This is a genomic window from Sporacetigenium mesophilum DSM 16796, from assembly GCF_059569055.1.
This window is the reverse complement of the sequence record NZ_JCANUR010000037.1, coordinates 1-6057: the sequence shown is the minus strand read 5'-3', so window position 1 is coordinate 6057 and position 6057 is coordinate 1. Positions and strand designations below refer to the sequence as shown.

Here is a 6057-nt window from a genome sequence, read left to right as displayed (position 1 = left end):
TCAGTAGTACTAGGTGTATCAATAGCCACATCTCCTGGATCTTCAGTAGTACTAGGTGTATCAATAGCCACATCTCCTGGATCTTCAGTAGTACTTGGTATACTAGTAGGTGTGTCAGTTTTTGAAGTATCGTTAGTTCCGGTGATATTTGCTATTGTACTTTTATAAGACACAGCTGAGGCAATATTTACAAGTGAACCTATTACAAGTACAACTGTAAAAATTATTGTAAATAAAAAACTTACTTTTGTTTTTCTCCTGTTTTTCGTTGCTTTCACCTCCTTGCAACCTATAACAAATATAAGTCGTATTACAATATGATAGAACTTATGATTAGTCTATCAATATCATTTGTATAACTTTATATTTATTTAATAGTATGATTTGTATGTTATTTGTGCTACTAGTTTAATTTCAAATTATAAACTTTCCACATAAAAAATCCCCCAAACATCATTAGTCTGAGGGAACATAATATATCTATATAATTGTTTTAATTTAGTCTATAAAAGAGAAGTTACTTACATCTTCTAATTTATAATCTTTTTTTACTAATCCTTTTGATTTAGTCCATTTTAATACATCATTAAAACCTTCATTTGTAATCTTTTCAGCCTTATTATATGTTACGTCTCCACCTAAATATTTATCTATTCCTTCAGGGAAACCATATTGTTTTAAAACTGCACTGTACTCACTAGCATCAGTAGTATTAATATACTCTACAGCATTGTTATAAGCTTTGTAAAATGCTTTTACTTCTTCTGGATTACTACTTAAAGTTTTTTCATTAAATAAAAGTGTTCCTGCTTTTATACCATATTCTTCAGAAGATGCTAAAACATGAGCTCCTTTTGAAGCTAATAAAGTTGCTTGAGGTTCAGTAAAAATAACACCATCAATTTTATCAGCTAATAAAGCTTCTAATCTTGCATTAAATTGAGGGATTGAAACAACCTTATATTCTATATCGTTTTTCTCAGCCATTTTATCCATTATATACTCAAGTACAAAGTTTGGAACTATTGAAACATCTTTACCATCAAGTTTTTCAAAAGTATCTATTCCTGAGTTTGGAGATGTTAATAATTTAAAATCTTCGTTAATATCTGAAGTAATCTTCATATTAAGTCCAGCCTCATGAAATGCTAATGAAGTCATTATATCTCCTATAGTGGCATCAACCTCACCAGCTTGTACAGCTATATTACGATCATTTGGAGCGAAGAAAGGCATTACTTCAACATTTAAACCTTCTTTTTCAAAAAACCCTTGCTCTTTAGCTATTATTATTGGAATAGCTGATTCAGCAGGTAAAGTTCCAAACTTTATTGTATAATCTAATTTCTCTTGTTTTGTTTCTTCTTTTTTTGCTTCTTCCTTTTTAGTTTGACAGCCAACAGTTAAGCTTGCTATCATTGCTACTATAACTCCTAGTACTAATAATTTTTTCAATGTAACTCCTCCTATGTTGATTAAATTTGAGTATTAAATATATTCTTAAACTTCTCAATGTCATAGTCTAATAAAACACCATTTCTATGTAGCTTGTATGGATTTGTTTCTTTAGTATTTACTCCACCTTGAGATGTAAAAGCCAATAAAAAACCTATTTCCTTTAGCCATTCTATATTTTCTTCCCTATATGCTCCAAATGGATATGCAAAAACATGCTTGCTATTAACGTACTTTTCACAGTCCTCAATATCCTTAATAAAAGTATCTTTATCTACACTAAGTAAGGCTGTTATATTATCTTTTCTTGTATGTAGGGCCTTAGTGTGATTGGCATATTCAAATACATCTTTCATTTGGTCTAACTCTTCCATTGATAGGCATACAGATTGATTATTTAAATCATTTTGAACTTCATCAAATATCCAATCCTTTACGATAAATCCTACTGCATGGAAGTTGTATTTTTTTAATATAGGATAAGCGTATAATGGAACAGACTTGTACAGATCATCAAAGGTTATTAATACAGATTTTTCTGGTAAAACTTTACCATTGTAGTAATAATCTATAACATCCTTTAATGACAATGTTACATAACCTTCATCATATAAGTATTTCATTTGCTCTTCAAAATTCTCTAAATATGCAAACAAAACAGGCGGTAAAACATCTTTATAATCTTGTTGAACTTTAATGCCTTTATATCCAGCATAATCAAAGTCATTCTTTTTAACAATTTCATGATACATTAAAACGTTGAATCCCTTCATTATATCCTCCTTGCTGCAATTAATAGCTGCTTATATTACTCCAAAACCCAGTCTCTATTTTAGCACTATATTCCATTTCTTTAAAGGTTTTATATAAATATATATTTCTCATAATCGGTAGTTTATATGTTTAATTAAAATATCTATACATACTTTTTATATATACTATTTAGTATTATTTGGATTTAAAAAAAGATGGCAGCTACAATGTAGCGCCATCTTTGGTATTAGAAGTTTATTTTTTCTATATAGTTAGAATTAACTTCGATATGGTTAAGAAACAACAATAATCTTTCGTAAAGTGGATGAACTTTATCACCGAACTTTTCTTCTAGATCTTCTCCAATATCTTTTACAGTTTTCTTACCATCTATAAGTAAAAATATACAACTTCCATATTCATCTAAAGAAGTTTTTTTGTACTCCGGAATTTTGAATTTAAGTTTTCTAAAGAAATTTTGAACCTTATGTTCTTGTTTTTCAAGTACAGTTACAATATTGTCTTTGTCTACTTCATATTCTATTTTCTCAGAGATTTTATATATTATACTTAAAACGTCTTCGTTATTATTAATCATGCTTTACCTTACTGTTTACTATAGGTATTATAGTAGCTACTACAAGACCTATTAATATTATAATTGCCATTGTATTAGTAGCAGTGAATCCAGCTGGTCCAGCTCCTTTTATAACACCTGCAACTTGAAGTATTATACCTAATAGTCCTATTATAGAACCACCAGCAACAAGTCCAGAAGATAAACTTATACCATTAGCAACTTTAGCGTCTTTTTCTACGTCAGACTTAGAAGTTTTTTCTACAAATACACGAACTAAAGCTCCTACTAATATTATAGAAGTTGTAGCTATTGGTAAGTAGAATCCTATAGCAACTGTCATTACAGGAAGGTTTAATAAGAATAAAACAACTCCCATAACTATACCTACTATTATCATAACCCAAGGTAATTCACCTGACATTATACCAGCAGTTAATGTTGCCATTAAGTTAGCTTGAGGTAATGCAAATGCAACATTATCTCCAGTCATTGCAAGTTGGTCTGCAAGTAATAATATAGTACCAACAACTACTACAACACCTATTATACCAGATATTGCAAAGTACTTTTGCATTTCGTTTTTGTCTCCACCTACTATGAAAGTAACTTTTTGAGACTGAGAGTAACCACCAGCTATAGCTATAGCAGTAACTATAAATGTACCAAATAAAAGTAATGTTCTATTACTTTCAGGATTTTTCCATCCCATTCCAACGAATAATAATGTTACAACAACTATAGAAGCTATAGTCATACCAGATACAGGAAGGTTTGAAGTTCCTATAGTACCAGTTAAACGACCAGAAACTATAACAAATAGTAATGATAAGAATAATGATAGAATAGATGCAACTATTGCCATCATTATATTACCACCAGATATAGCAAATCCACCTATGAAACCTATTACTATACCACCAAGTAATATTATATTTCCTATAGCTGAGCTTCCACCACCAGAAGACTTAGCATTAAGAGTTTCTTTTATAGAAGATACTATAGTAGGTATAAGTTTTATAGCACCTATTAACCCACCAGAAAGCATCATACCAGCACCTATGTATTTTACATAACTACCAGCTATATTAGAAACTTCCATAGCTTTTATAGAAACATCAGGATTATTCCATACACTTGCTCCTTCTGTACCAAGAGCTGAGAAGTAACCTATTAAAGGCACTATACCAAAGTTAGATAATATAGATCCAGCAAACATAGTTACAGCAACATCTAATCCAACTATGAATCCTATACCTAATAATAATGGGTTAACTTCAACTTCAAGTTTCCACTTGTAGAAAGTTTCGTTTACATAGCTTATAACGTTATTAGCTACATTTAAGAATGAGCTAGTTATAACAGTTATGATACCACCTATTGCGAAACCTATTCCCATGAACTTCATTGAATCTCCAGCACCTTCTGAAGCAACAAGTGTTTCAGATATAGCCATTGATTCAGGGTACATTAACTTACCGTGTTCTTCAACGATTAAGTAATTGTAAACAAGAGAAGCTATTCCGATACCGAATAAAACTCCACCTACACCAACAAGAAAACCTTCTAGGAAGCTAACTTTAGCTCCTATTAAAAGAACTGCTGGTAAAACGAATATGATACCACTGGCAACAGATTCTCCACCACTTGCCATACCTTGAACTAAGTTTTTTCCAAGGATACCTTTTTGCTTAGCGAATGCAGCTATAAATGCAGAACCTATTATAGAACCTGGTATACCAGCAGCAACTGTAAGCCCTGCTTTCATACCTGAGTATGCAGTTGATGCTGCGAATACAACTGCTAAAATAATACCGATTATCATTACGGCAGCATTTCCTCCAGATTTAGAACCTCTGGAAACATAAGGAACGTAGTTTTTACCTTCTACGCCACCATATGCGTCTTTTGATAACTTATTATCCATAAGCTATACCTCCTTTTATATATTTTGAATATTATTATACCACAAATTCTGACAAATAATTATCTTTTATTTTCGCAAATAAATAGTTTGTTTATTCTCTATTTTGTTGCAATTCCAAATAATGCGTGTTTTTTTTATTTACTTTTAAAATTCTCTAAAATTGCACACGAGGTAAAATTTAAACTTATTCTAAATACAAAATATTAACTATTTTGGTTTATATCTGGTTTGTAGACTTTGATAACTTTTATGACTCTGTTTTCATAATCGTCAATATATTAACATCTCCTTTTTCATTTTTCAAGTTTAATTTTATATACAAAACAATTACACCACTTGGTATTTTCACCATTATTTCTTGTTTTTATCCATTTATTTGACTAGTTATACTACTACTTAAAGAGGCTATCATTTCTGACAGCCTCTTATAAAGAATTTATTTTTCAATTGTTTTTTCTATACGACCAGTTGTATCGTTTTCTTCTGGGTCTGGATTTTCGTTGTCATTTCCCCTTCTATCACAACCAGCTAAAACTAAACTAAGTGTAATTAATCCAATTGCTGCAACTTTTTTTATCATATATTGACCTCCTAATATTGGTTTCAAGTATATTATTCTATTAATACTAAGGATTTATTTCTGTAATTTTTACCTATATTAGAACATCTAATTTTTCATACGAAAAGAGACTACCAATAAAATGGTAGTCTCTTTTTTAAATTTATATGAAGTTTATTGAGGGCAATTATTATGCGTTAGCTTTAACTTCACCTAACATTTTAGGAAGATCTGCTTTAGCATCTCCGCTTATTAATTGTAGGTTAAATACATCTTGTAATACTTTTAATACTCCTGGTGATATGAACTTTGGAGCTGATGGTCCAACATACATATTCTTAACACCTAAGCTGAATAATCCTAATAATATTGCAACAGCTTTTTGTTCAAACCATGATAATACTATTGTTAATGGTAATTCGTTGATATCACACTCAAATGCTTCAGCTAAAGCTATAGCTATTTTAGCTGCTGATCCTGAGTTGTTACATTGACCTAAATCTATATATCTTGGTATATCTGTTCCTGGAACTTTTCCAAAATCTATATCGTTAAATCTGAATTTACCACATGAAGTTGTTAGTATTACTGCTTCTTTTGGTAATGAACTTGCTAATTCTCTATAGTAATCTCTTCCTTTAGTTGGAGCATCACATCCAGCTATAACGAAGAATCTCTTTATCTTTCCAGCTTTAACAGCATCTATTATTTCTGGAGCTGCATCAAGTACTGTAGAGTGGTGGAATCCAGTGTTAAGTGTCTTATCTGATTGTATGTTAGCTTTTG

General features: G+C 30.7%; 7 protein-coding genes. All 7 read right to left on the bottom strand.

Going from position 1 to position 6057, the window contains the following annotated elements:
- Positions 1-278, bottom strand: a 278-nt coding sequence (locus BS62_RS15030) for a hypothetical protein (protein ID WP_496492076.1), incomplete at its 3' end; no start/stop codon positions are given.
- Positions 279-498: 220 nt separating this feature from the next.
- A complete protein-coding gene (locus tag BS62_RS15025; RefSeq protein WP_496492075.1) occupies positions 499-1455 on the bottom strand; it encodes an ABC transporter substrate-binding protein in 957 nt (318 codons plus the stop codon).
- 20 nt (positions 1456-1475) lie between these two features.
- Positions 1476-2228 carry a polysaccharide deacetylase family protein gene (locus BS62_RS15020; RefSeq protein WP_496492074.1) on the bottom strand — a complete coding sequence of 251 codons (753 nt, stop codon included), beginning with the start codon at positions 2226-2228 and terminating at the stop codon, positions 1476-1478.
- Positions 2229-2455: 227 nt separating this feature from the next.
- Complete coding sequence (locus tag BS62_RS15015) at positions 2456-2806, bottom strand: PqqD family protein (protein ID WP_496492073.1); 351 nt, start codon at positions 2804-2806, stop codon at positions 2456-2458.
- Complete coding sequence (locus tag BS62_RS15010) at positions 2799-4712, bottom strand: OPT family oligopeptide transporter (RefSeq protein ID WP_496492072.1); 1914 nt, start codon at positions 4710-4712, stop codon at positions 2799-2801. Before BS62_RS15010 ends, BS62_RS15015 begins: the two co-directional genes overlap by 8 nt.
- 436 nt (positions 4713-5148) lie before the next feature.
- On the bottom strand, positions 5149-5292 hold the full coding sequence (locus BS62_RS15005; protein ID WP_496492071.1) for a hypothetical protein: 144 nt from the start codon (positions 5290-5292) through the stop codon (positions 5149-5151).
- Positions 5293-5461: 169 nt separating this feature from the next.
- Positions 5462-6057 (bottom strand): anaerobic carbon-monoxide dehydrogenase catalytic subunit (locus BS62_RS15000; protein WP_496492070.1); only part of this gene is annotated, 596 nt, incomplete at its 5' end.